Annotated in this window: 30 protein-coding genes; 24 read left to right on the top strand and 6 right to left on the bottom strand. The window is 61.7% G+C overall.

Features of this window, described 5'->3' with window-relative positions; translation table 11 throughout:
* The first annotated feature begins 72 nt into the window (after positions 1-72).
* The 7 genes from Q4I12_RS12100 to Q4I12_RS12070 all read left to right on the top strand — a co-directional run bounded on the left by Q4I12_RS12100 (position 73) and on the right by Q4I12_RS12070 (position 5,105).
* On the top strand, positions 73-294 hold the full coding sequence (locus tag Q4I12_RS12100) for a DNA-binding protein (RefSeq protein ID WP_072331782.1): 222 nt from the start codon (positions 73-75) through the stop codon (positions 292-294).
* On the top strand, positions 291-539 hold the full coding sequence (locus Q4I12_RS12095) for a hypothetical protein (protein WP_297231613.1): 249 nt from the start codon (positions 291-293) through the stop codon (positions 537-539). The genes Q4I12_RS12100 and Q4I12_RS12095 overlap by 4 nt, the downstream gene beginning before the upstream one ends.
* A gap of 9 nt (positions 540-548) precedes the next feature.
* Positions 549-1,055, top strand: coding sequence for a hypothetical protein (locus Q4I12_RS12090; protein ID WP_302261709.1), 507 nt, complete (start codon positions 549-551; stop codon positions 1,053-1,055).
* Positions 1,056-1,058: 3 nt separating this feature from the next.
* Positions 1,059-1,784 (top strand): DUF1937 family protein, encoded by a 726-nt coding sequence (locus Q4I12_RS12085; RefSeq protein WP_302261708.1) that lies wholly within the window; start codon positions 1,059-1,061, stop codon positions 1,782-1,784.
* Complete coding sequence (locus Q4I12_RS12080; RefSeq protein WP_302261707.1) at positions 1,781-2,095, top strand: HTH domain-containing protein; 315 nt, start codon at positions 1,781-1,783, stop codon at positions 2,093-2,095. The genes Q4I12_RS12085 and Q4I12_RS12080 overlap by 4 nt, the downstream gene beginning before the upstream one ends.
* A 179-nt stretch (positions 2,096-2,274) precedes the next feature.
* Positions 2,275-3,285 (top strand): hypothetical protein, encoded by a 1,011-nt coding sequence (locus Q4I12_RS12075; RefSeq protein ID WP_302261705.1) that lies wholly within the window; start codon positions 2,275-2,277, stop codon positions 3,283-3,285.
* A gap of 14 nt (positions 3,286-3,299) precedes the next feature.
* Entirely contained in the window at positions 3,300-5,105 is a 1,806-nt protein-coding gene (locus Q4I12_RS12070) for a hypothetical protein (protein WP_302261704.1), read from the top strand.
* Here the strand turns inward: Q4I12_RS12070 and Q4I12_RS12065 are convergent.
* Complete coding sequence (locus Q4I12_RS12065; protein WP_302261702.1) at positions 5,102-5,395, bottom strand: hypothetical protein; 294 nt, start codon at positions 5,393-5,395, stop codon at positions 5,102-5,104. The genes Q4I12_RS12070 and Q4I12_RS12065 overlap by 4 nt on opposite strands.
* On the opposite strand from Q4I12_RS12065, the gene Q4I12_RS12060 reads away from it, so the two are divergent.
* The 5 genes from Q4I12_RS12060 to Q4I12_RS12040 are packed head-to-tail and all read left to right on the top strand — an operon-like array spanning position 5,375 to position 7,958.
* Complete coding sequence (locus Q4I12_RS12060) at positions 5,375-6,268, top strand: ExeA family protein (protein ID WP_302261701.1); 894 nt, start codon at positions 5,375-5,377, stop codon at positions 6,266-6,268. The genes Q4I12_RS12065 and Q4I12_RS12060 overlap by 21 nt on opposite strands.
* A 16-nt stretch (positions 6,269-6,284) precedes the next feature.
* On the top strand, positions 6,285-6,806 hold the full coding sequence (locus Q4I12_RS12055) for a host-nuclease inhibitor Gam family protein (protein WP_204626133.1): 522 nt from the start codon (positions 6,285-6,287) through the stop codon (positions 6,804-6,806).
* 9 nt (positions 6,807-6,815) lie between these two features.
* Positions 6,816-7,319, top strand: a complete 504-nt coding sequence (locus tag Q4I12_RS12050; protein WP_302261698.1) for a regulatory protein GemA — start codon at positions 6,816-6,818, stop codon at positions 7,317-7,319.
* Entirely contained in the window at positions 7,300-7,638 is a 339-nt protein-coding gene (locus tag Q4I12_RS12045) for a Mor transcription activator family protein (RefSeq protein ID WP_072331753.1), read from the top strand. Before Q4I12_RS12050 ends, Q4I12_RS12045 begins: the two co-directional genes overlap by 20 nt.
* Positions 7,635-7,958 carry an HU family DNA-binding protein gene (locus Q4I12_RS12040; protein ID WP_302261696.1) on the top strand — a complete coding sequence of 108 codons (324 nt, stop codon included), beginning with the start codon at positions 7,635-7,637 and terminating at the stop codon, positions 7,956-7,958. The genes Q4I12_RS12045 and Q4I12_RS12040 overlap by 4 nt, the downstream gene beginning before the upstream one ends.
* A gap of 402 nt (positions 7,959-8,360) precedes the next feature.
* Here the strand turns inward: Q4I12_RS12040 and Q4I12_RS12035 are convergent, their stop codons facing one another.
* The gene (locus Q4I12_RS12035) at positions 8,361-9,290 is read right to left on the bottom strand and encodes a LysR family transcriptional regulator (RefSeq protein WP_302261695.1); all 930 of its coding nucleotides are present in this window, start codon (positions 9,288-9,290) and stop codon (positions 8,361-8,363) included.
* 159 nt (positions 9,291-9,449) lie between these two features.
* Here Q4I12_RS12035 and Q4I12_RS12030 point away from each other — a divergent pair, with 159 nt between their 5' ends.
* From Q4I12_RS12030 to Q4I12_RS12015, 4 genes are all read left to right on the top strand, one after another.
* A complete protein-coding gene (locus Q4I12_RS12030) occupies positions 9,450-10,040 on the top strand; it encodes a LysE family transporter (RefSeq protein ID WP_302261693.1) in 591 nt (196 codons plus the stop codon).
* Between the two features lie 197 nt (positions 10,041-10,237).
* Positions 10,238-10,816, top strand: coding sequence for a DapH/DapD/GlmU-related protein (locus tag Q4I12_RS12025; RefSeq protein ID WP_205906034.1), 579 nt, complete (start codon positions 10,238-10,240; stop codon positions 10,814-10,816).
* A gap of 89 nt (positions 10,817-10,905) precedes the next feature.
* The gene (locus tag Q4I12_RS12020; protein ID WP_302261692.1) at positions 10,906-11,844 is read left to right on the top strand and encodes an alpha/beta hydrolase; all 939 of its coding nucleotides are present in this window, start codon (positions 10,906-10,908) and stop codon (positions 11,842-11,844) included.
* Positions 11,845-12,216: 372 nt separating this feature from the next.
* Complete coding sequence (locus tag Q4I12_RS12015; protein WP_297159734.1) at positions 12,217-13,494, top strand: Na+/H+ antiporter NhaC family protein; 1,278 nt, start codon at positions 12,217-12,219, stop codon at positions 13,492-13,494.
* Positions 13,495-13,889: 395 nt separating this feature from the next.
* On the opposite strand, the gene Q4I12_RS12010 is transcribed toward Q4I12_RS12015, so the two are convergent.
* Positions 13,890-14,651, bottom strand: coding sequence for a DeoR/GlpR family DNA-binding transcription regulator (locus Q4I12_RS12010; protein ID WP_168935288.1), 762 nt, complete (start codon positions 14,649-14,651; stop codon positions 13,890-13,892).
* 331 nt (positions 14,652-14,982) lie between these two features.
* Between Q4I12_RS12010 and Q4I12_RS12005 the strand changes: the two genes are divergently transcribed.
* The 3 genes from Q4I12_RS12005 (at position 14,983) to Q4I12_RS11995 (ending at position 17,967) form a co-directional block, all read left to right on the top strand.
* Positions 14,983-15,984 (top strand): TRAP transporter substrate-binding protein, encoded by a 1,002-nt coding sequence (locus tag Q4I12_RS12005; protein WP_168935287.1) that lies wholly within the window; start codon positions 14,983-14,985, stop codon positions 15,982-15,984.
* Positions 15,985-16,095: 111 nt separating this feature from the next.
* The gene (locus Q4I12_RS12000) at positions 16,096-16,677 is read left to right on the top strand and encodes a TRAP transporter small permease (protein WP_168935286.1); all 582 of its coding nucleotides are present in this window, start codon (positions 16,096-16,098) and stop codon (positions 16,675-16,677) included.
* Positions 16,678-16,680: 3 nt separating this feature from the next.
* Positions 16,681-17,967 (top strand): TRAP transporter large permease, encoded by a 1,287-nt coding sequence (locus Q4I12_RS11995; protein ID WP_302261690.1) that lies wholly within the window; start codon positions 16,681-16,683, stop codon positions 17,965-17,967.
* Between the two features lie 397 nt (positions 17,968-18,364).
* On the opposite strand, the gene panF is transcribed toward Q4I12_RS11995, so the two are convergent.
* The gene (gene panF, locus Q4I12_RS11990) at positions 18,365-19,819 is read right to left on the bottom strand and encodes a sodium/pantothenate symporter (protein WP_168935284.1); all 1,455 of its coding nucleotides are present in this window, start codon (positions 19,817-19,819) and stop codon (positions 18,365-18,367) included.
* Entirely contained in the window at positions 19,816-20,139 is a 324-nt protein-coding gene (locus tag Q4I12_RS11985; protein ID WP_302261689.1) for a YhdT family protein, read from the bottom strand. Before Q4I12_RS11985 ends, panF begins: the two co-directional genes overlap by 4 nt.
* Positions 20,140-20,388: 249 nt before the next feature.
* Between Q4I12_RS11985 and Q4I12_RS11980 the strand changes: the two genes are divergently transcribed.
* From Q4I12_RS11980 to Q4I12_RS11960, 5 genes are all read left to right on the top strand, one after another.
* Positions 20,389-21,390: a glucokinase gene (locus Q4I12_RS11980; RefSeq protein WP_302261687.1), complete on the top strand. Its 1,002-nt coding sequence runs from the start codon at positions 20,389-20,391 to the stop codon at positions 21,388-21,390.
* A 427-nt stretch (positions 21,391-21,817) separates the two neighbouring features.
* Positions 21,818-22,462 carry a TetR/AcrR family transcriptional regulator gene (locus Q4I12_RS11975; RefSeq protein ID WP_297158352.1) on the top strand — a complete coding sequence of 215 codons (645 nt, stop codon included), beginning with the start codon at positions 21,818-21,820 and terminating at the stop codon, positions 22,460-22,462.
* A gap of 11 nt (positions 22,463-22,473) precedes the next feature.
* On the top strand, positions 22,474-23,484 hold the full coding sequence (locus Q4I12_RS11970; RefSeq protein ID WP_204625737.1) for an HlyD family secretion protein: 1,011 nt from the start codon (positions 22,474-22,476) through the stop codon (positions 23,482-23,484).
* Positions 23,484-24,620: an ABC transporter permease gene (locus tag Q4I12_RS11965; protein WP_302261686.1), complete on the top strand. Its 1,137-nt coding sequence runs from the start codon at positions 23,484-23,486 to the stop codon at positions 24,618-24,620. Before Q4I12_RS11970 ends, Q4I12_RS11965 begins: the two co-directional genes overlap by 1 nt.
* Positions 24,617-25,774 carry an ABC transporter permease gene (locus tag Q4I12_RS11960; RefSeq protein ID WP_297158358.1) on the top strand — a complete coding sequence of 386 codons (1,158 nt, stop codon included), beginning with the start codon at positions 24,617-24,619 and terminating at the stop codon, positions 25,772-25,774. Before Q4I12_RS11965 ends, Q4I12_RS11960 begins: the two co-directional genes overlap by 4 nt.
* Here Q4I12_RS11960 and Q4I12_RS11955 read toward each other — a convergent pair.
* Positions 25,725-26,300: a TetR/AcrR family transcriptional regulator gene (locus tag Q4I12_RS11955; RefSeq protein WP_297158360.1), complete on the bottom strand. Its 576-nt coding sequence runs from the start codon at positions 26,298-26,300 to the stop codon at positions 25,725-25,727. The two genes, Q4I12_RS11960 and Q4I12_RS11955, sit on opposite strands and share 50 nt — an antisense overlap.
* Positions 26,301-26,311: the final 11 nt, after the last annotated feature.

Here is a 26,311-nt window from a genome sequence, read left to right as displayed (position 1 = left end):
ATACCGCAAGCCCATGCGGGACGCCCGCCCGGAGCGGCATAATCCGGGCTTTACCCACAAAGGAGATTATCGATGAAAAAGAAGAAGCTGCGCACACGCGCCGAGGCGCGGGAGTGGCTGCAAGCGCAGGGCCTCACCGCCGCCGCATGGGCGCGAGCCAACAATTTTCCCGTCCGCGTGGTGCAGGAGCTGTTGCGGGATCGCGCCAAGGGTAATTACGGCGTGGCGCACGACATCGCCGTGGCGCTCGGCATCAAGGAAGGTGAGCCGACGGACGAAAGGAGGACGGCATGAGCAGGGAACGGGAGCTGGAAAAATTTGTCAAGGAAGCGTTTGCCAGAGGCTTTTCTCTTGGTGCCGAGTATGCCGTGGACTGCTCCCTTTCCAAGACAAAGAAGACGGTGGAGGGCATACGGTATTGCGCTCGCCACTTGGCGGTTTGGTATTGGAACTACGGCTTCCATTCCACACTTAGGAACCACTACGAATCCCAAAACAAAAAAGGCGGAGCCAACAACAGCCCCGCCTCCACCAAATAGGTGAACGATATGAGTGAAAAGACAGATATCACCCCCGCTATGGAAACGCAAGCCCCCGTCACCACCCCCGCCCAGGACATTTTTAGCGCCTGCGCGGAACTGGCCGCCTTTTCCGGCCATGTGACCACGGATCAGTGGGATACGCTGCGCCGCGTCATCGCCACCCTGCGCGGTGTCGCGGACGAGATCGGCGGGCTGGTGCGGCCCGAGGTTACGGAGGCCCCGCTGCCCGTGCAGGACTACCGCTGCCTTGCGGAAGAGGCCTGTGACGGCGTCGAGGACGCCTGGGAGACCGCGCCCGTGGTGGAAGCCTCCAGCCCGGAAGAGGCGGCGGGCCTCGCCATTACGGACCGGCTGCCCGAGATCGGCCTTGCCCACTTTGAGACCGACACCTTTGGAGAGGCGATCATCTTTGTGAAGGGCGTGACCGGCCGCGTGCATTCCTTCCGCGTCGAGTACCTTTGCCTGCCGCACATCCTGAAGGTGGAAGACATGACCACCAGCTTTGCGAGGTAGACCATGCGCCTGTGCAACCCTGATTCCCTCATTGAATGGCGCAAGGTGGAACCGCCCCGGTTCAAGAAGGACTGGCCCGGCCGCCTTGTGCAGGCGGCAAGCGTCCCGCATTACAACCCTGAGCCCCCGCATGCCGTCCCGGACATGGCCGTGTGCGAGATCACCCGGCGGGACAATTATCAGAGCACCGCGTTTGAGCTGACCTTGAGCTGGCACTGCCCCGCCTGCGGCCACGCCCATGGGCGCCGCGTGCCGGAAAGCTGGCTTGACGAAGGCAAGCTCTGGTTTGTGGAAAACGTGGGCCTTGCCGACGCCACCTGGGCGCTGGATGACCACCCCGCCGTTCTGTGCGTCGTCACCTCCTACCATCATCCCGAGGCCCCCAAGCGGGCAGCCCGTGCGGATATCGCCAGCCAGTGCGCGGCGTGGTTCGCCCGTTCCGGCTGGCGGGTCATGTGCCCGGTGGCCATGCGGCACGCCGCCTGTTCGGCGGATCGCGGCCTGCCTACGGATTACCCCTTCTGGAAAGAGGCCTCTTTGCGGATGCTGGAAACATGCGATGCCCTCGTCGTGCTGCTGCTTGACGGGATGCGTGAAAGCGAGGGCGTGGCTGACGCCATAGCCCATGCCCGCAAGCTGGGCATCCCGCTCAACCAGGTGCGCATGGCGGCAAGCGATGACGCGCCCCAGCCGTTTGAGCTGGCAGCGCAGCCGAGGTGGTGGATATGAGACATCCGACGACCGACGCGGCCCCCGTCCGTGTCCTGAAGATCGTGGAGCTGCTTTTCCAGCGGGTGCTGGACGGCCTCTCCAACAAGGAGATCGCCGATGCCCTCGGATGCAGCCCCAGCACCATTTGCCGGGATCTTGCCATGCTGGAAAGTACCGGCTGGGTGCGACGGCTGGAGACGAACCGCTGGGCCATCACGGAGAAACCGGCGGCCCTCATGCAAGTGTACACCCTGTATATGGACGACCTTTCCCGTCAGCGTGACCAGTTCGCGGCCCGCGTGCAGGCCAAGGCCAGACAGTATCTTTAGGTTTCAATCCACAGTCGCCCCATCCGCCGACTGACTCCGCGACCGACGGATAGGGGCCGTGCGGATCGCCCCCTCCCTGAAGGGAGGAGTTACGGAAAAGGATTTCATCGGCTTCGCCGTCTTGTCAACTTCCCTTTTCCCCCTGAAGGGGGAGGTCTCAAACCACAAAGGAATTCTTGATGAAAGATATGGATACCCCCGTCATCGCCGCCCCTGCCCGTGGCCGCCGTCCTCTTGACGGCCCGGCTCCCGCGACGCCGGACATCGTGAGTGACCAGACCACCCGCGCCTATGTGGACGAATTGCGGCAGGATACCGCCGTGATGCCCAAGGCGCAGCTTGCGCAAAGCCTGCGCGTTGCCGAGGCGGCGGGCATGATCACCGCCTTTCAGTACAACGAGACGGCCAACCGCGTGGCCATGCTCAAGCTGTTCGCCCAGATCCGCGACAGCAAGGCTTACAAGGGCGCCCGCGTCACCGACAGGGCCAGCGGCGAGACCGTGACCGTCACTACCTGGGAGGAGTTCTGCACAGCCCATGGGTACAGCAAGACGAAGATCAACGAAGATTTGCAGAGCCTCGCCGCGTTCGGCGGGGACTTTATGGAGATGCAGGAGAAGCTCGGCCTTGGCTACCGGGATCTTCGCCTGTTGCGTAACGGCATCGCGGCCCTGCCGCCGGAAGAGCGGCAGGCCATACTGGATGACGTGGCCGCCGCCGAAGGCCCGGAAGAGGTCAAGGAAAAGCTGGCCGACCTTCGGCTGGAGCTGGCCAAGGCCAAGGCGGACAGAAAAGAACTGGAAGCCGACATGCAGGCCAAGGAAAAGGTCAGCAAGGAAAAAAGCGAAAAGCTGGACGCCCTGGAAGAACAGGTGGCCCGGCTGACCAGCATGAGCCCTGACGACAGGGTCACGGCACGCAATGAGGCCAATGCGCAGGCACGCGCCGATGTGGACAGCGAGTGTCAGGCCGTGTTCGTGGCCGTCATGGGCCTTGCCTCCCGCTGCGCCGCGGTCATGCAGGACGAACGGTCCACGGACGAAACCTGCATGTGGATACACAAGCGCGTCAGTGTGCTGGCCAATTCCGTGGCCGAGGCCCTTCTCGGCGCGGGGATCGACGTCGATTTGCGGGCATACCTTGAGCTGCCGCAGGACGACGGGACGGACATGAACGACAACAGGGAATAAAGGGGGGGGCGGCTATGGCTCTCACGCCCGCACAGCAAGATTTTCTGCACGAAACGGCAAAGGAACTTGCGGCGGCTCCCGCCGTTGGTGGTGAGCGCGGCCGCATCATGGAACGCGCCGCCGCCACGCTGGGAAAGAGCAAAAAGAGCGTGTACGCCCTTCTCAAAAAGCATACGGGCTGGAGCAGCGGACGCAAAACGCGGGCGGACAAGGGCGAGACCTGCGTCGACCGGGAGCTGGCACTTGCTGTCGGGGGACTTTCCCACTTGAGCGAGCGCCAGACCGGCAAGCGGATCACGTCCATCAAGGCCGCCCGCGAGCGTCTGGCCGCCAACGGCCTCGGCATCGTCAACCCGGAGACCGGAGAAGTCATCATGCCCAGCGCTTCGACACTTTCCCGCGCCATGCGCCGCTACGCCTGCCATCCTGACCAGCTGGGAGCGGCGCGCCCCGCCACGGAGCTGCGCAGCCTGCACCCCAACCACACATGGGAGATCGACGCCTCTGTCTGCGTCCTCTACCGCCTTAAGGGCGGCGGTGTGCGTCTTCTGGACGAAAAAATCTATAACAAGGACAAGCCCGGGAAACTGGTGGAGATCGCCGGGCAGAGGGTCGTCCGTTACATCGTCGCGGATCACTTCAGCGACGCGTTTTACCTGCGCTACGAACAGGCCAAGGGAGAAGACGCTCAAGGGGTCATCAGGACACTGGTGGAAGCGATAAGCGATCGTGGCGAAAGAGACCCTCTGCACGGCGTCCCTGTCCAGCTGCTCATGGACAAGGGCAGCGGCAACCTTTCCTCCCTTGTGCGGGACTTTCTCGATAACCTTAGTGTCATCCCCCTGACGCATGAAGCGGGCAATCCCCGCGCCAAGGGCACGGTAGAATGCCTGCAAAATCTGGTAGAAAAGGGGTTTGAGTCCCGGCTGCGCTTCATGGAGACCCCGTCCATTGAAGAGCTCCAGCGACAGGCGGATGCGTGGCGACGCCATTTCAACGCCCACGCCGTTCTGACGCGTGCGGGACGCCCCCGGAACAACCTCTGGATCGGCATCACGGACGGACAGCTCAAGACCGTGGATCGCTCCGTGCTGGAGGCCATCGCCCACTGGCAGGACGTGCGCCGCAAGATCGACGGCAAGTTCCGCATCAGCGTGGATACCCGGGCTTGTGGAGTCCATGAATACGACTTGCGCGAGCTGGGTTACCACGGCCTGTGCGTGGGCGACAGCGTGGTGGTGCGCCTCAATCCCTTCCGGGCTCCGGCCATCACGGTCATCAAGGAGCTCCCGAGCGGCGAAGAGCTGCGCTTTGAAGTCCAGCCCATCGAGAAGGACGCTGCCGGGCGTGACATCACAGCTCCGGTCATCGGCGAAAGCTTCCGCCGTGCGCCTGATACCCCGGCGGAAACGGCCCTCAAGGAAATCAAGATGCGCGCCTACGGGACGGACAGTCTTGAAGAGGCCGAAAAGGCCCATAAGGCCCACAACCGTGTGCCGTATGCCGGTCTGGACATTATGGCGGACGTGAAGGAGGCCCCGCAATACCTGCGCCGGAAGGGCGAAGCGTTGCCCGTGGACACACCGCAGGCGGCGCCGATGCCGCTTAGTCACGCACAGGCGGCGCAGCGCCTCAAGGCTCTGTGCGGCGAGGTATGGAGCGCTGGTCCGGCTGCCTGCATGGCATTGGTGCGCAAGCGCTTCCCCGTGCAGGTGCCGGAAGGGGCGCTGGAAGAGCTGGCCGGGGCCATTCAGGAGCGCTTTGCACCGCGTCCCGCGACCGTAATCCGCTTTGAAGGGGGACGGGCATGCGCCAATTAACAGATCCGGCGGCGCTCAGAAACCTGTTTGCCGTCCATAAAATCAGTCAGCGGCAGGCGGCGGCCGCCTGCAATGTGAGCCCCGCGACCATCAATATATTGTTGCGCAAGGGGCTGCCGCCCAAAACAGACTGGACCGGACTTAAGAATGCGCTGATCTCCCTGCTGGAAGAATCGGGCGCGAACGGTCTGGATGCGGAATGGGCGCTCAGAGACGAAGAAACGGACGTAAAAGAAAAGAATGGCGAAAGCAGCCAAGAGGAAAACGATATGATCATCCGTAAACAGCACCTCAAGATGTCCACCCGCCAGCACTTCAAATTGCTGCGCGATCCCTTCGCAGATCCGCAAGGCGTGGAGGATGTCTACCTGAACCCGGACAGCCGCTTTGTGCGTGAGACCATGCACGATGCCGCGGTCAACGGCAATTTCCTGGCCGTGGTTGGTGAATCCGGCTCCGGCAAGTCCACGCTGCGCGAGGAACTGGTGGAGCGTCTGCGCCTCAACGGGGAATCCGTCATCGTGGTGGAACCGTACACCCTGAGCATGGCGGAATCGGAAAAGAACGGGAAGCCGCTGCGCGCCCCGCACATCGCCGAGGCCATCATCTCCACCGTCTCGCCCGGCACCGGCGTGCCGTCCAGCCCGGAGATGCGTGCCCGCAAGCTGCACAAGGTGCTGGTGGAATCCAGCCGTGCGGGCTTCCGGCACTGCCTCGTCATCGAAGAAGCCCACGACTTGCACATGCACACCTTGAAGGCCCTCAAGCGATTCTGGGAACTCAAGGACGGCATGCGCCGCCTGCTGTCCATCATCCTCATCGGGCAGACCGAACTCAGGGACAAGCTCTCCAGCACCCAGAGCGACGTGCGCGAGGTGGTGCAACGCTGCGATGTGGTGGAGCTGCCGCCCATCAAGCAGCCCGGGGACTTTCTCGCCTTCCGCTTCCAAAGGGCGGGCGCCTGCCTGGAGGATGTTTTTTCCCCGGACGGGATCGAGGAGTTGCATGACCAGCTGATCGTGGCACGCGGGCTCAATTCCGCCGGAGTATATCTTGGCTACCCGCTGGCCATCAGCAATTTTGCCATAGCCGCCATGAATCTGGCGGCGGAACTTGGCTTTGACCTCGTCGACGCCGATATCGTGCGGCAGGTACAGCCGTAGAATAAGGAGAACAGCCATGACGAAGCGTGTGAAACCTGTCCTCAATATCCCTGTCGTGAACACCGTGGAAGACGCCGACGCCATCCTGGCCGAAATAGCCGCCCGCAAGCGTCAGATCAGTCTGCATGAGATCGCCCTCAAGGAGGACGTGGACAAACTGAAAACGGAATGCGCCGCCCGCTGCGAACCGCTGAAAAAAGACATCGAAGCCCGCGAACAGGCGCTTATGCAGTTCGCCCTGGCCCGGCGGGAAGAGTTGTTCAAGGGCCGCAAGTCCCGCGAGCTGACTTTCGGCACCATCGGTTTCAGAGTCTCGTCCAGCCTGCGGACCATCAAAAAAATGACCTGGGAACGGGTGCTGGGCGTTCTCAGGGAACGCGGCATGACCAACTGCATCCGCATCAAGGAAGAAGTGGACAAGGAAGCCCTGCGCACCCTCGGCCCCAACACGCTGGCGGATGTGGGCTGCAAGCTGGTGCAGGAAGACGGCTTTTTCTACGAGCTCAACGAAACGGAGCTGGAAGGCAACAGGACATAGGGGGACGACATGAGCAAGCTGATCGGCATGATCCACATGGCCAAGGCACGGCTCGGCATGGATGACGAGACCTACCGGATGTTCCTGGTCGATACGATCGGAAAGAACTCCCTGCGCGGCACGAACTCCCGCGAGCAGTGGCGCGTCATGGAAGAACTGAAGCGGCGCGGCTTCGCGCCCCAGGCCATCCACAAGGGCGCCCGCCTTGTGGATGATCCGCAGGCGAAGAAAGTCCGCGCCCTCTGGCTGACCATGGCCGATTGCGGCATCGTCCGGGACAGATCCGAGAAGGCCCTCGGCACCTATGTGCGCCGTATCACAGGGAGGGGCCTGGCAGACGCCAGCACAAAGCAGCTCTCGCTTGTCATCGAGACCCTGAAACGGTGGCTCGACCGCTGCGACGATCCCCGGAAGCGGGAGATTTGCCTGTCGGTCCTGAAGGAGCAGGATGCGCCGCCCATGCTGGACGGGCTTCCCATAATCGGAGGCGGTTGTGGCGAGGTCCGGCACTAACCGCGGCTCAGACCTGCTGAATCAGATAGAGGCCATCATCGAGGAAGAGCTCGCGAATGGCACCACCACGCTCGCCCGCCGGGTCACCACGCGCATTGCGCTGGAGTTCGGGGGCGAGCAAATCTATTTGCCGAAGGATAAGGCTCGCCGGGATGCCAGGATTTTTGACGAATACACCGGCGACAATGTTCTGGAATTGCGTGCGCGGTACAAGTTGAGCGAATCGACGCTTTATCAGGTCATCCGCGCGGAACGTTCCCGGCGGCGCCTGCGTCAGGGCGTCTTGCCCGGGGTTTTGTTACAGGAGGAAGATCAATGAGTCAGGAACAGACACAGCGTCCCCATCTGGTCACCAAGGCGGAACTGATCAAGGATGTGCTGCGCATTACACGCGAGGAAGACGCCCGCGATCTCCACGCCGTGGACGTGGAAGTTGTCCTGGATGCTCTGGCCGAAGCCTGCGCTGCACGGCTGGCTGCCGGGGATGACGTGACGCTGCCGGGCATCGGCCGCCTGAAGGTAAAAGCACGGGCCGCCCGCATGGTGCGCAACCCGCGTACAGGCGAGCCTATGTCCCTTCCACCCAAGCGTGGTGTGACGTTCAATGCCGGGAAAAAACTGCTCGTGAGGATCGAGTAACATGGGTATGGACTGCCTCACGCGGATACTGGTGATAGCCCTGCTGGTACTGGCCGGATCGCTCTCCGGCTGCGAAGAGGTGCGGATGCAACAGCTTGATGCCGAATACGAGGGCGGGAGACCTTCATCCAAATTTCGGACGATCTGTGTCGAAGGATACCGGTATCTAGCGATGGAAGAAGACTACAGCCAACGGTCCTACGGTGGGCTTACCCAGATGTGGGAGAACACCCCCTACGGACCCAGACCCATGATGTGTCGACAGCCTGAAAAGACTCTCCGGCCAGACGCGAACCCCATCTAACAAAGACGAAAAAGGGAGGCTTTTGCCTCCCCTTCTATTTTCATCCCACGCAATAAAATTGCAAAGTGTCTTCCCGGTATGTCCCGGCTCATCCCTGGTTATCCCACTTTTATCTCCTCGGTTATTACGCCATGAATCAACATCGGGAACAGGGCGGAAGCTTGCAGCAGATCCCTGAAAAGGCGCATGGCGGGCGTGCTTTCTCTGTTCTTGTGCCAGACGCAGATGGCCTGGACCTGGCGGCCGGACATGCGTGCCGGCAGCTCTACCAGGCTCCCGGCGGCCAGTTCCTGCTCTACGGCAAACGTCGGCAGGAAGGAGACCCCCAGGTTGGCAGCCACGGTCTTTTTGATGGATTCGATGCTCCAAAGCTCTATGGTGTTGCGGAACAGGATGTCCCTGGCTCGAAGGTGGGCTTCCATACGTTCCCTGTAGATGCTGCGAGGCTCGTTGATGATGAAGCTGGTCTCTTTCCTCTGGTGGGGCGTATCGAAGTCCCGGAGCCCGGGAGCGAGCAGGGGGGAGGCGACGATGATCCCTTTTGCCTGGCCGAGCGGCAGTACTTCCAGCGTGTGCGGATGTCCGCCCACATCATAATAGACCCCCAGATCATACTGGCCGGAGAGGATGCCTTCCCTGATGTCGTGACAATTGAGGCTGTGCAGCTGGAGCTTTACAGCCGGAGCCCGCTCTACGAAATCGCCGAGCAGGGCATGGAGCTTGTAGGAGAGCAGGGATTCCGCCACAGCCACACGCAGCTCCCCGTGCAGGGACGCAGGGTCGTTGCATGCCGTGATGGCCTGCATGGAATGCAGGATAGCTTCCATATGAGGCAGGATGCTCTTGCCGGCAGGGGTGAAGACCATGCGCCTCCCAAGACGCTCGAAAAGGCGTACAGAAAGCTCGTTCTCGAGCTGGCGCACCTGAAAGGTCACAGTGGACTGAGAGCAGTTGAGGCGCTGCGCGGCCTTCTGGAAACTGCCTTCTTCCAGGATGGTCTTGATGACGACGATGCTGCGCGTATCCACAGGCCCCTCCAGAATATATCGAGATTATAGAATCATGGCTGCGAATATATTTGTTTTTTCGCATAAAGTCATCAGCGTACTCTGCAGAGATGTCGCTTGGCCCGGTACGGGATCGGGTCACAGATACGACAGTCGTCCCAAAACGCTACGGAGGGGCACATGCCTGCATCGGTACTTTCGGCTTTTTTCGTATTCACCTTCATCACGGCCATCACGCCCGGCCCCAACAACATCCTGGCTCTTACGACGGGCGGCCGGGCAGGATTCAGGGGCAGTATCCCTGTTCTTGCCGGGATCTGCGGCGGTTTTTTCTGTGTCATGGCCATTTGCGGTGTACTTTCTTTCTCGTTTTCCGTGCTGTCCGCCTCCTTCCTGCAGATCATGCGCTATGTCGGGAGCGCCTATCTGCTCTGGCTGGCATGGAAGACCGCCATGCCGAAGGCAGGGGGCAACAGTGTCGGGCGTGCCGATGCGGGCTTCATGACCGGATTCGTGCTCCAGTTCGTCAACGTCAAGATCATGGTCTACGGCATGACGGCCTATTCCGCCTTCATCCTGCCGCACCATGATTCTGTTGCGGCACTTCTTGCCGGGATGTGCTTCCTGACCATGATGGGCAGTCTGGGCACCATCGTGTGGGCCGTGGCGGGAGCCAGTCTGCAGAGCGTTTTCCAGCGGCATGCCCGCGTGACGAATGGATTGCTGGGGGCTATGCTGGTCGGCTGTGCCTGGTCCCTGCTGGATCAGTGATGCCGATGGGCCGCAAACGCCGGGAAAGGGCCCGCAGCCTACAATCTTTATCATGCTTAAAACACATGGATAGCTATTTGATATAGGTATTTTACCTGATAACTGCCTTTCTGCTATCTCCTCAGGGAACGCAGGCGGTCGCCATCAGGCCTTGTGGCAGCGGTCAGCCTGATCTTCATCATGAAGGAGAATAAGCCATGATGTCTCTGGACACATTGCTGGAACACCTGGATGCGGGACAGCCGCTGGTCACGGGCACGGAAGCCTTTGACTGCATGCACGGCTATTCGTACGAGGCCATGCGCCTGACCGCGGAGCTGAACAATGCCTTCCATACGCCTGAAGAGATCCGGGAGATCATGGGGCGGATCACGGGACGTCCGATAGATGAGACGTTCCGACTGTTCCCGCCGTTCTATACCGACTTCGGCAAAAATATCCGCATCGGGCGCCGTGTTTTCATCAATGCCTGCTGCTGTTTCCAGGATCAGGGCGGGATCAGCATCGGTGACGGGACGCTCATCGGGCACCGGGTGACCCTGGCCACCATCAACCACGGCTTGCCGCCGGACCGGCGTCATGTCCACAACATCGCGCCCATCGTTATCGGCAAGGATGTCTGGATCGGTTCCGGTGCCATCCTCCTGCCGGGGGTGCATGTGGGCGATGGCGCCGTGGTGGCGGCAGGATCTGTGGTCCGTGAGGACGTTCCGCCGCGTACCATCGTGGCTGGTGTTCCGGCCAGGATCATCAAAACTGTGGAGCAGGGCGCCTAAGCCTGCCGTACCGTTGCACGCAGGACGCCGCCCTGCGGGTCGTCCCGCCGGATCATGAACCGGCTCAACGCCGGACAGAGGAAAAGAATATGCAGTACGCGACGCATTACGAAGAAGGGAAAAAAGTTTCGTTCAAAAAGTTCGATCTCAATTTGGCGGGCCTGCTGTTCCTGCCCGATGGTTTTGATGCGGACGCCAAATATCCGGCGGTGGTGGTCACCCATCCCGGCGGCGGCGTGAAGGAACAGTGTTCCTCGCTTTACGCCTGGCATCTGGCCCGGGCCGGCTATGTGGCCCTGGCATTCGATGCCTCCCATCAGGGCGAGAGCGAAGGTCTGCCCCGGTGTCTGGAAGATCCTTTCTCGCGCGTGGAGGACATCCGCTCGGCTGTGGATTACCTCGTCACCCTGCCGTACGTCGATGAAGAGCGCATCGGGGCCATGGGGGTCTGCGCGGGGGGCGGCTATACCATGAGCGCCATCCAGACCGATGTGCGCATCAAGGCGGCGGCCGGGATCAGCACCTGGGACGTGGGCGACAGCGCCAGAAACGGCTTTCCCGGTGTCGAGATCGAAAACTTCATGCAGAAGCTGCTGCAGGAAGTGGCCCGCGCCAGAACGGCGGCAGCCCGGGGAGAGGAAGCCCCTTGCTGGAAGTATGTTCCGGACGGCCCGGACGAGATCGACGAGCATACGTCCGTGATCCAGCGGGAAGCCTACGAATATTACAGGACGCCGCGCTGCAGTTATCCGACGTCCGTCAACCGTTACCTTGTTTCCAGCAATGACAAGTTGGCGGCCTTCGATGCCTTTGCCTATCTGGATACGGTGTCGCCCCGTCCTCTGCTGTTCATCGTGGGCAGCCGGGCGGATACGCTCTATTTCACGGAAGATGCCTACCGGCGGGCCAGGGAGCCCAAGAAGATCCATATGGTGGAAGGAGCCAGCCACGTGGACCTGTACGACAAGCCGGAATACGTCACTCAGGTGGTGGAAGCCCTGAAAGAGTTCTTCGGCAAGGCGCTGTAGGCATAGCCCTTTCTTGTGTTGTCGGAGGGCTGCTCTTGCGGGGCTGTCTCCTCCGGCAGCAAGGGGCAGGCGGAGGACTGACCGTGTCCTGCCCCTTCCTGTGTATTGTCTGCGGGATGGCCTGAGTTCAGGGCAGCGGAGAGTACGCACCCAGGTTTCTGCGCTGCGAGGGAGAGCCCGCAGAGGGAAAAAAGAAGATCAGCCCGGCCTCTTTACACGAGGGGCCGGGCTTTTCGTCATGCAGGAGAGCCGGTAAGCGGCTTTTGCCGGAAATCGTCCAGGTAGGGCAGACAGGCGGCAGTCTGCCGGCGAGACAGGGGCTTTGCCGGCGGAAAAGCGTTTGACAGGCCCGGGCGGGCGTGGAATGGAATCATGTCCATGAACGCCGTCGTCATATCGCTGTTTCTTGGTGGGCTGGCCCTGTGCATCGTCACGGGCGCATCCTTGCTGTGGGCTCTGGCCTTCGGACTGCTGTGTTTTACCGGGCACGCTTTCCGTCTGGGCTTTCGGCCCCGCGAGATCGTGGGCCTGTGCGGCAGGGGCGTGCGGACCATCGGCAACATCCTGAAGATCTTCGTCCTCATCGGTATGCTGACAGCGGTCTGGCGTTCGGCCGGGACCATCCCCTACATCATCCACCACTGCCTGCCCTGGGTGGATCCTGCCCATTTTCATCTATGGGTCTTCCTGCTGTGCAGCCTGCTGAGTCTGCTGCTTGGGACCTCGTTCGGCACGGCCAGTACATTGGGCGTCGTCTTCATGCTGCTGGCGCGCACGGCCGGGCTCGATCCGCTCCTGACGGCCGGAGCGGTCATGAGCGGCATTTATGTGGGGGACCGAAGTTCGCCCATGTCGTCCAGCGCGGCGCTGGTCTGCGCCCTGACAGGGACGTCCATCTATGACAACGTACGGCTCATGTGGCGTACGTCCCTGCTGCCCTTCTTTCTGGTCTGCCTGGCCTACGTCCTGCTGCCGTCGGCACGGGCCGAGAGCCTGCCGCATGTGGACGGTCTGTTTGCCGACGGGCTGGTGCTGGATGCCCGGGCCCTGCTGCCGGCCGTCTTCATGCTGGTCCCCCTGCTGTTGCGCTGGGATGTCAAAAAAATCATGGCATGCAGTATCCTTGCCGGATGCGTGGTCTCTCTGGCTGTCCAGCAGATGTCACCGGCTGCCTTGCTGCGCTGTCTGGTGTTCGGCTATGAGCCTCCGGCGGGCATGGAGATGCTGGCGGGGGGCGGCCTGCTCTCCATGGCACAGGTGGCGGGCATCGTCCTGTTGACTTCGGCCTATGCGGGCCTTCTGGAGGCGACCGGTCTGCTGGATGGCCTTTCTTCGCTTTGCAAGCGGCTGTCCTTACGGCTGGGGGCCTTTCGGACCACGGTGCTGGCAGGCCTGCCCGTGGCTGCCGTGAGCTGCAACCAGACGCTCGGCATCATGCTGACGAAGCAGCTGTGCGCCCCTCTCTGGCAGAACGGGAAGGAGATGGTCCTGCCGCTGGAAAACGGCATCGTCCTGCTGGCGGCCATCATCCCCTGGAGCATCGCCGGGAGCGTTCCTTGCGCCATCATGGGCGTGGGACCGGAGTGCCTGCCTTATGCTTTTTATCTGTATATGGTGCCGTTGACGGACATGCTGCTGCGGCGCCGCTAAGACGGTATCCCGGCGACTGTCGGGCAGGGAAGAGCAGGAGGCCGCGTCCTTTTCCACGTGTTTTTTCTGCCCTGTCGTATGCAGTCCCGGCATCTGGTGGAGAATTTTTCCCGGCAGTGTCCTGTATGTAAAAAGCCCCGGCCTTCCTTCATCTGCGGAAGCGTCGGGGCTTTTTCGTTACCATTTTGGGGGGAACTGAACAGGGGCGCTCACTGGCGTCAGGCCATATTGCCCGGCAGTGTGTCCTTTGCCGGGGCACTGGAGAAATGCTCTGCAGGGAAGCTGTTTTTTTGCCGGCCGGCGGGCAAAAGCGGTTTCCAGGCAGTTCGGCAGGCCGTGGCTTGGGGCGGTCGCAGAGAAGATCTGGCGTTTTGCCGCCCATATCCGGGATGCGGCTAGACCAGATACAGTTCCGTCCCGGCTTCCTGGAGCATGTGCTGCCAGTGCTCCTCGAGCGGGGCATTGGAGAACACGGCTTCGATATCGCAGACATTGGCCACCCGGACCATGGCGGAACGGCCGAATTTGGAATTGTCCGTGGCTAGGAAGACCCGGCGCGAGCATTCGATGATGGTCCGGGCCACCGAGACCTCCCTGTAATCGAAGTCCAGCATGTTGCCTTCCTGGTCGATGCCGGAGATGCCGATGATGCCGTAATCCACCCGGAATTCCCGGATGAAATTCTCCGCGCTGGGGCCGATGATGCCGTGGTCGTGATGCCGCACCGTGCCGCCGGCCACCACCACGTCGAAGTTGGGATTGCGGGCCATGATGGCGGCCACGTTGAGGTTGTTGGTCAGCACCCTCAGGTTGTTGTGCCCCAGCAGGGCATAGGCGACCTCCTCGGTGGTCGTGCCCAGGTTGATGCAGATGGAGGCCCCGTCGGGGATATGTTTGGCCAGCATCTGGGCGATGGCCTTTTTTTCAGGCAGGAAGAGCTTTTTGCGCTGCTCGTAAAGGATGTTCTCCGTGCTCAGCGGCATGCCGACACCGCCGTGGAACCGCTGCACCTTGCCCTGTCCGGCCAGGGTATTGATATCCTTGCGGATGGTCTGCGGGGTCACGGAAAAACATTTGGTGAGCTCGTCGATGGTCGCATAGCCGCGCGCGTTGAGCATGTGCAGCAGGGCCTGATGGCGTTCCGTTGTCTTGGTCATGGGGTGTCCTGATGGGGGTGAGGATGCCGCAATATACTGGAATGACAGGGGCCGCGCAAGCCGCTCCCGGATATCGGATGAAAAGGTTTCGTTTTCGAACTTCTATTATCAAAAAACGAAAATTGATTGACGCGGAGCCTGTCTAAGGCTTATGACAAAAACAAGTATATACGCCTGTTTTCCCGGCATCCTGTCGGGATCGGTCCCCGGATAGGGCATCCGGCCCGGCCGGATGGTTTGCTTTGTGAAACAGGTGGCCTGACGGGCAAAAGGCCGTCAGGGTGCGGAAAAGGTGCTCCTTATCTCAATCCCAAATCAGCAGAGGTGGATGATGAAACGTATCGTTGCACTGCTTTTGGCCTGCGCCTTTGTCATGGGTGCGCTGGCTGCGCCTGCCATGGCTGCCAAGACCGTCGTCATCAAGATCGCCGGTATGAAGCCCGAAGGCGAACCTGAAACCATCGGCATGCACAAGTTCGGCCAGTATCTGAAGGAACTGTCTGGCGGCAAATACGAGGTGCAGGTCTTCCCCAACAGTACCCTGGGCAAGGAAGATGCCTACATCGCCAGCACCCGTAAGGGCATCATCCAGATGTGTGCCACGGGTACCCAGACTTCGGCCCTGCATCCTGCCATGGCCATGCTGGAAACCCCCATGCTGTACGACAGCTATGACCACGCCCGCCGCGCCATGGAAGGCGAGACCTTCAAGCTGATCAATGAAGGCTTCACCGAAAAGTCCGGTCTGCGTACCCTGAACGCCTTCCCTCTGGGCTTCCGTCACTTCTACACCAAGAAGCCCCTGAACAGCGTCAATGACGTGAAGGGCCTGCGCATGCGCGTGCCCAACATCCCTCTGTACACCAACTTTGCCAAGGAATGCGGCATCAGCGGCCAGCCCATGCCCTTCGCCGAAGTGCCCAGCGCTCTTGACCAGGGCGTCATCGACGGCGGCGACAGCCCCCTGTCCGATATCGTGGCTCTGAAGATGTACGAGATCACCCCCCAGATCACCCTGACCGGTCACATCCTGGTGATCCACTCCCTGTACATCAACGAAAAGTTCTACCAGAGCCTGCCGGAACAGGACAAGGCCTGGTTCAACGAAGCCGCCAAGCGTGCTGCTGACGACATCTGGCAGATGGTGGAAGAAGGCGACGCCAAGGCCATCGAGACCATCAAGGCCGCCAAGGGTTCTGTGAACACGCCTTCCAAGGAATTCCACGACTACATGGTGGAAGCGGGCAAGCGCAGCTGGAAGCTGTTCTATGACACCGTTCCCAATGCCAAGGAAATTCTGGAAAGCGCCGCCAGCTACCGCGACGCGAAGTAACATCTGAACACCGGGGGATGCCGCATGGGGCGGCGTCCCCCTTTTTCGACCCTGAACCACGCATGCAGACACCGCAACAGCGGTTTTTCTTCCGATACGCAGGGGGATACGATGAGCAGCGAAACCAAAACGACGCCCGCGACGGCTCCCGGGCAGCCGGCTGCCGAAAACAGGCACGGTTTGTCTGGCGAACTGCTTTTTGAAATTTTCTGTGCGGTCATCTTTCTGGGGATGATCGGTCTGGTCTTCTATAATGCCTTTTTGCGCTATGTATTTGGCGGAAGTTATCCCCCCAGCGAGGAATGGGCGCGCTTTCTTTTCATCTACATCACCTTTTTCGGTGCCATTGAGGCGTTCTACTGGAAAAAGCATATCGCGGTGGACATGTTTGTGGACATGTTCTCGGGCATGTCCCGCAAATGCATAGAGATCCTGGCCATTCTGCTGACCATGGGCGCCCTGGGGCTGCTGCTTGACGGCGGCATCACCTATGTGCTGCAGACCATCGACACCAACTCGGTCGCCACCAATGTCAACATGGCCTTCATCAACAGCACGCTGCCCATCATGGCCTTCACGGCCATCCTTATCTGCCTGCGGGATCTGATCGCCCTCGTGCGCCGTCCCGCCAGCAGCTTCGTCAAGGCGACGGAAGAGGAAAAGATCGAGCAGGAAATCAGCAAGGAGTTGTAGGGTATGGAGCTTTTTCTTTTCCTTGGCAGCCTCTTTGCGTTCCTGTTCGTAGGCATCCCCATCTCCATGGTGCTGGTGCTGTGCTCCATCGTGCTCATGTGGCATGCCGGCATGTGGGACAGCATGATCATTCCCTCCACCATGCTGGACGGGGCCAACAACTATCCCCTCATGGCCATCCCCTTCTTCGTCTTTGCCGGCGAGATCATGGCCGAGGGCGGCCTGTCCAAACGAGTGGTGCAGCTGGCCCAGCTCATGATCGGTCGCGTGCGCGGCGGTCTTGGTTATGCCGCCATCATCTCCAGCGTGATCTTTGCCGGTCTGATGGGCAGCTCCGTGGGTGAAGCCGCGGCCCTGGGCGGCCTGCTGCTGCCCATGATGGCCGAAGTGGGCTACAAGCCCGGCCGTGCGGGCGGCGTCATCGCCTCGGGCGCCATCCTCGGCCCCATCATCCCGCCCAGCACCAACTTCATCCTGCTGGGTGCGACCATCAGCGGCCTGTCCATCACCAAGCTGTTCATGATCGGCCTGTTCCCGGGCATCTTCATCGGCCTGGCCCTGATGGTGGTCTGGTTCTTCATCGTGCGCATCGATGGTTATAACGAGACCATCACCTTCACGCGTGAAGAAAAGTGGAAGATCATCCGCGACGCCACTCCGGCCTTCATGATGCCCGTGCTGCTGCTGGGCGGCATCCGCTTTGGCGTGTTCACGCCCACGGAAGGCGGTGCCTTTGCGGCCATCTACGCCATCATCGTCTGTATGGGGTACTACCGGGAACTGAGCTTCCGCGATCTGCTGCGCGTCAGCGCCCGTGCGGCACGGACCACCGCTGTGGTCATGCTCATCGTGGCCACGGCCACGGCCGTGGGCTGGTTCATCACCATCGCCCAGATCCCCAACCAGGTGACCGATCTGTTCCGGCCGCTCATCGACAGCCCCGTGCTCCTGCTGCTGGCCATCAACATCTTCCTGCTCCTGGTGGGCATGGTCATGGACCTGACCCCCAACATCCTGATCTTTGCCCCGGTGTTCTATCCCCTGATCACCCAGGCCGGTATCGACCCGTACTTCTTCGGCCTGCTGTTCATCCTGAACCTGGGCATCGGCGTCATCACCCCGCCCGTGGGTACGGTGCTTTACGTGGTCTGCGGTGTGGGCAACATCAAGATCACCAAGCTGGTGCAGGGCATGCTGCCGTTCCTGGTGACGGAGATCATCATGCTCTTCCTGCTCCTCTTCTTCCCCTCGCTCTCCCTTACGCCGCTCAACTGGCTTATGGGCGGCTAGGTTCGATCCGCATCTTTGTCATGCAGGGCCCCTTCGGGGGCCCTTTTTTATGCCCCGTGATCAGAAAAGGGCGGCTGCGGCCATGCCGGAGGTGGGGAATCTGTATCCGGGATAGACCCGCTGGGGACTTCCTGCTGGGAGAGATGAGCTCCGGGCAGGGGAAGGACAGGCGCAGGCATAGCGGCGTTGCGCCTTCGCCGTCGGTCAGGCGCTGCCCGCGGTCTTGCAGGCATGATGGAGCTGAAAGAGGGGACGGTGCCTCTTGCTGATCTGCCGCCAGGGGGCATTCCCTCAGTATCCTGTTGCGGATGGCGGTGGCAAAGATGAGCGTACACCATAAAAAAAGCATCCCCACAGGAGATGCTTTTGCGGTTTTGGTCCGTTATCGGAGGATGATTCAGGCAGAGCGCGATGTCCCCAGCCTGTTCCCCAGCAGGAAAGCCAGCAGGGCCGCGAGAGTAGAGGGCACGATGGCATGGATGCCGTACATGGAGGGCTTGAGGACGCTCAGAGCAAAAAAGCAGGCCACCCCCACCAGAATGGAGCTCAGGGCGCCGGCCGCATTGGCCTTGCGCCAGTACAGGCCCAGCAGCAGGGGCCAGAGGAAGGTGGCTTCTAGACCACCAAAGGCAAACAGGTTGATCCAGACCAGCAGGTCCGGCGGCTCCAGGGCTGCCATAAAGACAACGGCGCCGATGGCGGCCGTACAGCCCAGACTGAAGCGCTTGATGCGCTGCAACGGCATGCGGCTGCTGTCGCCCTTCAGGACGTACTGTACATACAGATCCTTGATGATGGCCGCTGAGGCCAGGAGCAGCATGGAGTCCACCGTGGACATGATGGCCGCCAGAGGCCCGGCGATGAAGACCCCGGCCCAGAACGGCGGCAGCAGCTCCAGTATCAGGCTGGGCATGGCCATGTCGCCTACGGCAAGGCCGGGGATGACGGCCCGGCCCAGTGCCCCGGCCAGATGGACGCTCAACAGGAGGAAGCCGATGATGACCGTGCCCATGATCATGGCGCTGTGCATGGCCCGTGAGTCCTTGTAGCCCATGCAGCGCTGGCTCGTCTGGGGCAGCCCCAGTACGCCCAGACCAACCAGTACCCAGAAAGAGAGGATCATGGGCTGGGGCACGGCATCCTTGGGCCCTGTGGGCGTGATGAGGCCGGGATCGATGGCCTTGAGGCGCAGCATGCAGGCCTCCATGCCGCCGCCGGCCTGGACCACCGCCAGCAGTACCACGACGGAAGCCACAGTCATGACGATGCCCTGCATGGCATCGGTAAGGACAACGGCACGGAACCCGCCCAGCGCGGTATAGGCGATGACCGTGATGCCGAAGAGCGCCAGCCCGACTTCATAAGGGTAGCCGGTGATGGCCTGGAACAGGCGGGCACCGCCGATGAACTGGGCTGTCATGGCAGCCACGAAAAAGACCAGCAGGGCCAGAGAGCAAAGGATGGCCACGGCGTCACTGCCATAGCGGACGCGCAGGTAATCGGTGATGGTCACGGCATTCATGGCCCGGGCTTCCATGGCGAAGCGTTTGCCCAGGACCCCGATGGTCAGGAAGACGGTGGGCATCTGGATCATGGCCAGCAGGACCCAGCTCAGACCCACGGTATAGGCCACCCCAGGCCCGCCGATGAAACTGCTGGCACTGGTGTAGCTGGCCACCACGGTCATGGCCAGCACAAAGCCGCCCATGGAACGGCTGCCCAGAAAGTATTCCTCAAGGAAGCCCGACGCGTTCTCATGTTTGCGGGAAAGTTTTCCGGCCCACAGGGCCACCACAAAGGAAAGCGCCAGATAAAGGACGATGGGGAGCAGCGTGGAGGAAGCAGCCGTCATGGACGTTCCTCCCGGCCGGGATGGTTTTCGGAGGAGGGCGCTTCCAATGCCTGTGACGCATCGTCATCGTCAAGGGGCATGTCCTTGAAGAAAAAGCGCACCAGTCCCCAGACGAGCAAACAGGCTACAGGGTAACCCAGCACACAGCTGTAGAAGAACCAGTCCGGCATGCCCAGCGTATAGCTGTAGTTGTCCGGGGAGTCGCTCCCCAGTCCGTAGGCTGTCAGATACCACCAGAGGAAATACAGGGCGTAGGCGGCCAGGGCGAACAGGGCTTCCCGGTTCGCCTGAAGGAAACGCGAGTCGTTTTTGCGGGCCATGGGTACTCCGGGGCTGAAAGGGACGGGACGGCCACTGCTTCCGCCAGTATGACAGAGTGTGCGTCCGTAGTCGAGCAGGCAGCCATGAAGGAAAAGTATCCCGCCGGGATAGAGATAGAAACAAACGGCATTTGCTGTGCCGTCCTGGGACAATACAGGGCCAGCTCCTGCCGTCCGTGTCTGCCCTTTTGACCTGCAGGGCCGTCCTGCGTAGGCTGGTGGGAACACGTCGTACGGAGAACGAAGACCATGCACATGCTTGCCGCCATCGATCTGGGGGGGACCCACTGCCGTTTTGCCCGTTTTGCCGCCACGCCCCGGGGGCTGGATCTGGAGGCTGTGGAAACGTGTCCGACAGCCGGCCTGCAGGACAGTGATGCGGTCCTGCAGCAGTGGGAAAGCTGTCTGCACACCCCGCTGTCACGGGTGGCAGCGCTGGTCATAGGCGTTGCCGGGCCTGTGCAGGATGGTCTGCGCGCCCGTCTGAGCAATGCTCCCTTGCGGATAGATCTGAACGCCGTCATGCCGCAGTTCGGTCTGCGCCGGGCCCGTGTGGTCAATGATTTCGTCTGTGAGGCCTGCGCCTGCCTGACCCGGGTGGGGGAGCGGTCCCTGCATCTGCTGGGACCGGCTGACATCCCTTGTCCGTCGCATTGTTCTCCCGGGGAGGCGCCTGCGCCTGTGGCCGTTCTGGGGGCCGGTACGGGACTGGGGGCCGGCTGGCTGGTCCCGCAGGCGGACGGCGGGCGGCTGCGCTGGTCGCCCCTGCCGTCAGAGTCCGGGCATCAGGCCTTTGCCTTTCTGGGGCGGGAAGAAGAGGACTTCGCGGTCTTTGCCCGTGAACGGCTGGGACGGTCATTGCTGCGCCCTGATGATGTGGTCACGGGGCGCGGTCTGGCCGTGCTGCACCACTTTCTGACGGGCCGGGATCTGACGCCTGCCGCTGCTGCGGCCGAAGGTCTGGTGGGAGACCAGCCGACCCTGCGCTGGTATGCCCGTTTCCTGGGGCGGACATGTGCGCACTGGGGGCTGGCCACGCTGTGTTACAGCGGCCTTTTTCTCACCGGGGGCATGGTGTTGCGCAATCCTGTGGTCACAGAGCATCCGGCTTTTGCGGAAGTTTTTTCTCTGGCTCCGGAGCTGGGGGTGCTGGAGCGTATCCCTGTCCGCCGTTACACGGATGCGTACAGTGGACTGTGGGGCGCGGCCTGGCTGGGGGCAAATCTGGCCGGGGTGCCGGCAGGAAGATAGCCAGTTCTGCAACAACAGAGGCGCCGGTGTCTTCCGCTGGGGAAAGCCGGAGAAAAACGATGACGCAGGTCCTAGGACCTGCGTTTTTCATGTCAGGCGGGGCCGTCAGGAAAGGAAGCCCGTAGACAAGAGAATCCGGCAGGCGTGCCTGCCGGATAGAGGAGGGATTAGGAGGTTGCGGGGAGGCCTCCGGCCTGGTGCAGAACGGAAGGGGGGAGAGGAGCCTTTCCTGCCATCTCACCAGATGGGTATTTTTTATTTAACGATTGTTCGAATGTCAATAGATATGTGAAGTCCGGTTTATGGGCAGTATTCCCTGGATAACTTTGCCGTATCGGAGAAAAAAGACAAAGGCTCCCCTTCTTTTTTAATCGATTGATTGACTAAAATTATAGGGAGCGCTACTGTCCAGGGCAGGAGGAAGCGCATGGACGATATGCTGGAGGATAAAAGACGCAGCAAGGGAGAGGCTACCCGGATGGCCTTGCTGGAAGCGGCCCTGGTCCTGTTTGGGGAACGCGGCTTCGAGGGGACGAGCACCCGCGATATCGCCGGGCTGGCCGGTTGCAATCAGGGGCTCATCTCTTTCCATTTCGGCGGCAAGGAGGGCCTGTACGATGCGGCCCGTACCGTCATTTTCGAGAATCTGGGCAGCATCGTGCGCCCCATGACACGCCGTCTGGAGGAGGCCCTGGCTGCGGAGACGGATGCCGCAGCCCTGTGCGGCATGTTGCAGACGGAGATCACGGCGATCTTGACCGCGTTCATACGCAAGCAGCACCACCAGTCCTGGTTCCTGCTGCTGCGGCGTTCGCTGCATGTGGGCGACGAAAAAACGCGCGAGCTGCATTCGGCCCTGTTCCTGCCCCTGCTGGACGTCATCGGCCGCATCCTGGCAAAGGCCGGTCCTGCAGGAGAAGACAGCGCCCTGAAAGCCTTCCTGCTGGTGGATATGGCGTTCAGCATCCTGCGTGATTATCCCATGTTCTCTGCTATCTCTCCTGCGCGTGATGCGGAGGCGGATGCCCGGGAATTGGCCGGGATGCTCTTCCGGGGGATCCTGGCCCGCTGAAGGAGGAAAAGATGATGCGTCGTTTCTTGTTGCCGGCAGTACTGGGGCTGGTGGCTGCGGGGATCGCGGTCATGGCTTTGTCCGGCCTGCTGGATGTCGACCGGGAAAACACCTTCATCCAGGGAGAGATGGACGGGACGCGGATAGATGTCGCGGCCAAATTCTCGGCCCGGGTGGCAGCGACACCGGGGCGGGACGGGGCGCCCGTGCGGCAGGGCGATCTGCTGTTGCGCCTGGACGGGACGGAGATGGAGGCCCGTGTGCTGCAGACCCGTCAGGAGCTGGAACGGGCGCGGGCCCAGTTGGAAAAAGCGCTCAACGGGACGCGCGAAGAAGAGATACGTCGTCTGCACCAGCAGCATCAGGAAGCTGTGGCGGCGCTGGCCCTGGCGGAAAAGACCCACGCCCGCTGCCGTGTCCTGCATGCACAGCAGGCCGTCTCCACCCAGCGCTATGATGAAGCGGTCAATGCCCTGACCCAGGCCCGGGCCCGCGAGCGCGCCATGAAGGCCGCACTGGAAGAAGCCGTCACCGGTTCGCGGCAGGAGGACATCGCGGCGGCCAGGGCTGCCACCCAGGCGCTGGAAGCGCGCCTGCAGGAAGTGGAGAGCATGGCGCGGGATGTGGAGCTGCGCTCGCCCGTGGATGGGGAGATCAGCAAGGTCCTTGTGGACGTGGGGGAACTGGTGGCGCCGGGCTATCCTTTGGTGACGCTCATCGAACTGGATGATCTGTGGATGGTGATCCAGGTCCGCGAGGACCAGCTGCAGGATGTCCGCATGGGCAGGCTGCTGGTGGGGCAGATCCCCGCGCTGTCCGGCAAAAAGGTGGTCTTTCGGGTCGATTACATGGCGCCGCTGGGCAATTACGCCACCTGGCGCGCCACCAACAATTCGGATTCTTTCGACCTGAAGACCTTTGAAGTCCGGGGACGCCCCGTGAAGCCCGTCCCCGGTCTGCGGCCGGGCATGAGCGTCATTTTTGCCTGGCCTTTCGATCCCGTCATGGAGGATGGACACTGATGGGCTCATTCTGGGCCGCCGCCCTGGCGCAAGTCCGCTCCTGGCCACGGGACAGGCTCTTCATCTGGCTGCTGCTCATAGCGCCCCTGTCCGGCATGGTCATCCTTGACGGGCTGTTTGCGGATGGCCTGCTCCGCCGCTTGCCCGTAGCCGTCTGCGACCTTGATGGCAGCAGTACGTCCCGCGAGCTGATCCGCCGGGTGGATGCCCTGCCCAGTGCGCGGGTTGCGGCGCTGCTCGCCTCACCGGACGAGGGCAGGGACGCCATCCGCCGTGGCGAAGTCTTCGCCGTGCTGGTGATACCGCGCCATTTTGAACGGGATCTGCTCCGCCGGCGTCCTGTGCAGGCCATAGCCTATATTGATGGGCAACATATGCCGGTGGGCAGCGTCCTGCGGCGGGATCTGGTGGATCTTGGCACTGCCGGCTGGAAGCTGGCCTTTACCGATACGCTGCGCCGATCCGGGGTCCCTCCGGTACAGGCGGACTGGCAGACAGCGGGGATAGGGCTGGATCTGCGTTCACTGGGCAATCCCGCGGCCAATTACAAGATCTTCCTCGTCCATTCCTTCCTGCCCATCCTGCTGCAACTGACCTCTCTGCTGTACAGCGTCTGCGTCCTGCACCGTCTGCGTCCGGAACGGCCCTCCATGGCGCGGGTCTGGGGCAGTGTCTGTCCGGCGGCCCTGCTCGTGGGGATGCTGGGCTACCTCCAGACAGGCCTGCTGGCTGCGCGCGGCTACTTTCCTCTACAGGCCTCCGTCCTGACGGTCTGCGTGATCTATCTGCTGTTCTCGCTGGCCTGCGCGGCACTGGCGGTCTTTATCGCTGGCCTGTGCGACGAGATACTTCTGGCCCTGATGATGGTCTCGGGGCTGGCATCCCCGGCCTTTGCCTTTGCCGGGATCACCTTCCCGCAGCTGGCCATGCCGCCTTTTGCCCGTTTCTGGTCGGGGCTGCTGCCGTCTACCCAGCTGCTGCGGCTGGAAGGCAGCGTGATCCAGATGGGCGATGCCCTGGGCCAGCACTGGCCCATCCTGGGGGCCCTATGCCTGCTGGCCTGCGTGTACGGCGGACTGGGAAGCCTGTTCCATGGCCTGCGTTCGCGCCGTCAGGAAGAGGAGATCGCCCGATGAAGAAAATACTGGAGAGCTTTTGTGCGGAATGCGCCGTATTGGCGGCCTCCCGTGGTGCCCGTTCCATCTTCGTCGTGGGCATCCTGTTCTATTCGCTGCTGTATCCCAGCCCGTATTTTTATGAGGTCCCGCAGGATCTGCCGTTTTTTGCCGTGGATCAGGATGGCAGCACCAGCAGCCGCCAGCTGCTGCGCAGTCTGGATGCCACGGAAGGGATACGCCTGCATCGCTATGCCGATCTGGGGCAGGCCTTTGCCGATCTGCGGTCGGGCGATATGGTGGGGGGCATCGTGGTGCCGAGGGATTTTGAACGGGGACTGCTGCGCGGGCAGGAGACCGTGGTGCCGTTCTACAGTGAGGCGGCTCATCTGCTGTCCTACGGCATGCTGGTACAGGGAGGGCGGCTGGCCACGGAAAACCTGGGAGCAGGGGCCCGCGTGGAGCGCCTGCGCAAACAGGGCGTACCGGAAAGCGCGGCGCTGGCCCTGCAGGTGCGGGGACGCATCGATGCCCGGCTGCTGTACAATCCCGTGGGCAATTATGCCAGCAATACGGTCCCGCCCGTGTTCGTGCTGATCTTGCAGCAGATCATGATCATCGGCTGCGCCATGCTGGCCGTGACCCGGAAGGAGCGCTTTCCCCAGGCCCCCGGCGACATGGCCGCTGCAGCGGGCAGAGTGCTGCTGTCCCTGTGCCTTGGCCTGATCTTTGCCTTCTATTATCTGTTTGTGCTGCAGCAGGTGGACGACCTGCTGCCTGTCCGGGATTTTGCCGTACTGCTGTTCTTTCTGCTGCCCTTTTTCAGCGTATGCCATTTCCTGGGCAGCATGCTGGGGGAATATTTCAGCAAGGAGCATACGGTCCTGCTGCTCATGCTCCCTACGTCCATCCCCTTCCTCTTCCTGAGCGGCACCATCTGGCCGTTGCAGGCCATGCCCCTGCCTTTTGCCTGTCTGGCCCAGTTCGTGCCTGCCACCCCTGCCATTTCCGGCTATATGCTGATGGCCTTCCGCGGAGCGACGCTGGCCGATGTCCTGCCATTCTGGGGCCAGCTGATCCTGCTCAATGCCGTGGTCCTGGCGGCCTGGAAGGCCCAGCGTCTGTTCAGGGCTGGAGTTCCCGGCGGATCTGGGCGCATATCCGTTCCGCGATGACGGCGGCCGTCAGGGGATGGCCGGCATAATGCCGGAGGCTGTGCGATACCCGGCTGAGCTGCAGGTAGCCGATGAGGGAACTTTCGATGGATTCCATGATCCGTTCCGTATCCCGGATCCCGTACTGGGCAAGTATCTTGATGAAGTTCTCGTGGAGGGTGGCAAAAACGCTGTCAGCGAGGAAGTGGAGACGCTCTTCCAGCCCTTCGTTGAGCTCGCGGAGCAGAAGGCGGGTGAAGATGGGATTGCCGCAGCAGTAGGTGACGACGTTCCTGATGAGGCATTCCATTTTTTCGATGCCGGTGGTCCCCTGCGGGGCCTTGAACGCGCTTTGCACGCCGGTGAACACCATGACCAGGGTCTGCCGGTACAGGGTCTCCTTGTCAGGAAAGTAGTAATAGAGCGAAGCCGGCGTCAGTTCCATCTCGGCTGCGATGTCGCGTACCGAGACGGCGCTGTAGCCTTTGGCCGCAAAGAGCCTGGCAGCGGCCTGCATGATGGCGATTTTTCTGGAAGGGCGGGGCATGGCTATCCTTG

The organism is Desulfovibrio piger, assembly GCF_951793255.1.
Lineage (GTDB): Bacteria > Desulfobacterota > Desulfovibrionia > Desulfovibrionales > Desulfovibrionaceae > Desulfovibrio.
This window is presented reverse-complemented; position numbering and strand designations above follow the sequence as displayed.

Bases quoted from the DNA above. Each gene is read 5' to 3' on its own strand.
- Q4I12_RS12100 (WP_072331782.1), top strand. From the start codon at position 73: ATGAAAAAGAAGAAGCTGCGCACACGCGCCGAGGCGCGGGAGTGGCTG.
- Q4I12_RS12095 (WP_297231613.1), top strand. From the start codon at position 291: ATGAGCAGGGAACGGGAGCTGGAAAAATTTGTCAAGGAAGCGTTTGCC.
- Q4I12_RS12090 (WP_302261709.1), top strand. From the start codon at position 549: ATGAGTGAAAAGACAGATATCACCCCCGCTATGGAAACGCAAGCCCCC.
- Q4I12_RS12085 (WP_302261708.1), top strand. From the start codon at position 1,059: ATGCGCCTGTGCAACCCTGATTCCCTCATTGAATGGCGCAAGGTGGAA.
- Q4I12_RS12080 (WP_302261707.1), top strand. From the start codon at position 1,781: ATGAGACATCCGACGACCGACGCGGCCCCCGTCCGTGTCCTGAAGATC.
- Q4I12_RS12075 (WP_302261705.1), top strand. From the start codon at position 2,275: ATGAAAGATATGGATACCCCCGTCATCGCCGCCCCTGCCCGTGGCCGC.
- Q4I12_RS12070 (WP_302261704.1), top strand. From the start codon at position 3,300: ATGGCTCTCACGCCCGCACAGCAAGATTTTCTGCACGAAACGGCAAAG.
- Q4I12_RS12060 (WP_302261701.1), top strand. From the start codon at position 5,375: ATGATCATCCGTAAACAGCACCTCAAGATGTCCACCCGCCAGCACTTC.
- Q4I12_RS12055 (WP_204626133.1), top strand. From the start codon at position 6,285: ATGACGAAGCGTGTGAAACCTGTCCTCAATATCCCTGTCGTGAACACC.
- Q4I12_RS12050 (WP_302261698.1), top strand. From the start codon at position 6,816: ATGAGCAAGCTGATCGGCATGATCCACATGGCCAAGGCACGGCTCGGC.
- Q4I12_RS12040 (WP_302261696.1), top strand. From the start codon at position 7,635: ATGAGTCAGGAACAGACACAGCGTCCCCATCTGGTCACCAAGGCGGAA.
- Q4I12_RS12030 (WP_302261693.1), top strand. From the start codon at position 9,450: ATGCCTGCATCGGTACTTTCGGCTTTTTTCGTATTCACCTTCATCACG.
- Q4I12_RS12025 (WP_205906034.1), top strand. From the start codon at position 10,238: ATGATGTCTCTGGACACATTGCTGGAACACCTGGATGCGGGACAGCCG.
- Q4I12_RS12020 (WP_302261692.1), top strand. From the start codon at position 10,906: ATGCAGTACGCGACGCATTACGAAGAAGGGAAAAAAGTTTCGTTCAAA.
- Q4I12_RS12015 (WP_297159734.1), top strand. From the start codon at position 12,217: ATGTCCATGAACGCCGTCGTCATATCGCTGTTTCTTGGTGGGCTGGCC.
- Q4I12_RS12010 (WP_168935288.1), bottom strand. From the start codon at position 14,651: ATGACCAAGACAACGGAACGCCATCAGGCCCTGCTGCACATGCTCAAC.
- Q4I12_RS12005 (WP_168935287.1), top strand. From the start codon at position 14,983: ATGAAACGTATCGTTGCACTGCTTTTGGCCTGCGCCTTTGTCATGGGT.
- Q4I12_RS12000 (WP_168935286.1), top strand. From the start codon at position 16,096: ATGAGCAGCGAAACCAAAACGACGCCCGCGACGGCTCCCGGGCAGCCG.
- Q4I12_RS11995 (WP_302261690.1), top strand. From the start codon at position 16,681: ATGGAGCTTTTTCTTTTCCTTGGCAGCCTCTTTGCGTTCCTGTTCGTA.
- panF (WP_168935284.1), bottom strand. From the start codon at position 19,819: ATGACGGCTGCTTCCTCCACGCTGCTCCCCATCGTCCTTTATCTGGCG.
- Q4I12_RS11985 (WP_302261689.1), bottom strand. From the start codon at position 20,139: ATGGCCCGCAAAAACGACTCGCGTTTCCTTCAGGCGAACCGGGAAGCC.
- Q4I12_RS11980 (WP_302261687.1), top strand. From the start codon at position 20,389: ATGCACATGCTTGCCGCCATCGATCTGGGGGGGACCCACTGCCGTTTT.
- Q4I12_RS11975 (WP_297158352.1), top strand. From the start codon at position 21,818: ATGGACGATATGCTGGAGGATAAAAGACGCAGCAAGGGAGAGGCTACC.
- Q4I12_RS11970 (WP_204625737.1), top strand. From the start codon at position 22,474: ATGATGCGTCGTTTCTTGTTGCCGGCAGTACTGGGGCTGGTGGCTGCG.
- Q4I12_RS11965 (WP_302261686.1), top strand. From the start codon at position 23,484: ATGGGCTCATTCTGGGCCGCCGCCCTGGCGCAAGTCCGCTCCTGGCCA.
- Q4I12_RS11960 (WP_297158358.1), top strand. From the start codon at position 24,617: ATGAAGAAAATACTGGAGAGCTTTTGTGCGGAATGCGCCGTATTGGCG.
- Q4I12_RS11955 (WP_297158360.1), bottom strand. From the start codon at position 26,300: ATGCCCCGCCCTTCCAGAAAAATCGCCATCATGCAGGCCGCTGCCAGG.